The organism is Clostridium sp. CF012 (assembly GCF_018861755.1).
Classification (GTDB): domain Bacteria; phylum Bacillota; class Clostridia; order Clostridiales; family Clostridiaceae; genus Clostridium_AD.
Map to the genome: position 1 here is coordinate 1 of NZ_JAHLEF010000109.1, position 1,147 is coordinate 1,147.

The window sequence follows — 1,147 nt, forward strand, 5'->3', positions numbered from 1 at the left end:
TATGCCAGATATTAAAATTATAGCAAGACAAGGAAAGTTAAATGGACAAAGTGAAAGAATAGCACTAATCGGAGTTGTATTTTCAGAATTAACATTAATACAATTAGAAGCGGGAGCATTGGTAATTGAAGAATTGCCATTAAGTGCAGAAGATTTTGAATATCTTGATCGTATAAAATAATCACTATAAGGTGCTAACCACACCTTATTTTTCATTCCAAAATAAATAAAAGCGAGGTAAAAAATATATGAATACTACAAAATTAACACTAGAGGATTTTAAAGCAAAAGCAATAAAAAAAATTCAAGATAGAAAAATGAGTATAGATATAGAGGTCGAAGGTTATGGAGTTATTACATTTAATAGACCGACAGAAAATGAACTATTAGCATATGTAGGCAAGTCAAGTGACGCAATAAAAACTGATAAAGACGATAATACAATTAGCCAAGACATGGTGGCGATGCTAGAGTCAGCTAAAGACTTAGTATATTCAGTTTGTGGTTTTTTAAAGGATGCAGAATTTCAAAAAACTTTGGAAGTGATAGATCCATTAGATTCGGTAACAAAAGTTTTTGGAATAAAAGAAACTATGTCTATTGCTGCAGATATAGCAAAAGAATTTATGGATGATAAAACAATGGAAAAGGTAGAAACTGAAATAAAAAACTAATCAGAGTAGGAAGTGGTAAAGGCATAAGACGAGGACCTTTATATTGGGTATCTTACTTTGTGTGCAAAGGAGAAAAACTTAACTACCTACTCAATTTATCAGAAATTGAAAAGATATTTTATAAAGAAAGTATGGCACGAGAGCAAGAGGAATATGTAGATTTTGAAATACAAAAACTCCAAGCATTGCAATCAATGTTTAAAATGTAAGGAGGGGAGAGAATGAGTTCAAAAACAATAGCAACTATTTTAACGCTTAAAGATTCAATGAGCGGTGGAATTTTAAAAGTGTCTAAAAATACTGCAAATATGAGCAAAGAAATGAAAAAGGCTTCCCAGCAATCAGCGATGTTTGCGAATAATGCTAAAAAGAATTTTGAGAAAGCTGGAGATAAGGCGGTAAAATTAGGCATTGCAATGGCAACTTTAGCCGCTGGGTTTGTAATTAAAGTTGGATTTGAGGGTATGAAAGAA

General features: G+C 31.7%; 3 protein-coding genes and 1 pseudogene. All 4 read left to right on the forward strand.

What is annotated here, in order from left to right:
- A partial coding sequence (locus KPL50_RS28070; RefSeq protein WP_216301457.1) for a phage tail tube protein occupies positions 1-181 on the forward strand: 181 nt, incomplete at its 5' end.
- A gap of 67 nt (positions 182-248) precedes the next feature.
- Positions 249-674: a hypothetical protein gene (locus KPL50_RS28075; protein ID WP_216301458.1), complete on the forward strand. Its 426-nt coding sequence runs from the start codon at positions 249-251 to the stop codon at positions 672-674.
- A gap of 59 nt (positions 675-733) precedes the next feature.
- A complete protein-coding gene (locus KPL50_RS28080; protein ID WP_216301459.1) occupies positions 734-883 on the forward strand; it encodes a hypothetical protein in 150 nt (49 codons plus the stop codon).
- A 12-nt stretch (positions 884-895) separates the two neighbouring features.
- Positions 896-1,147, forward strand: a pseudogene (locus KPL50_RS28085) (phage tail tape measure protein); the annotation flags it as partial.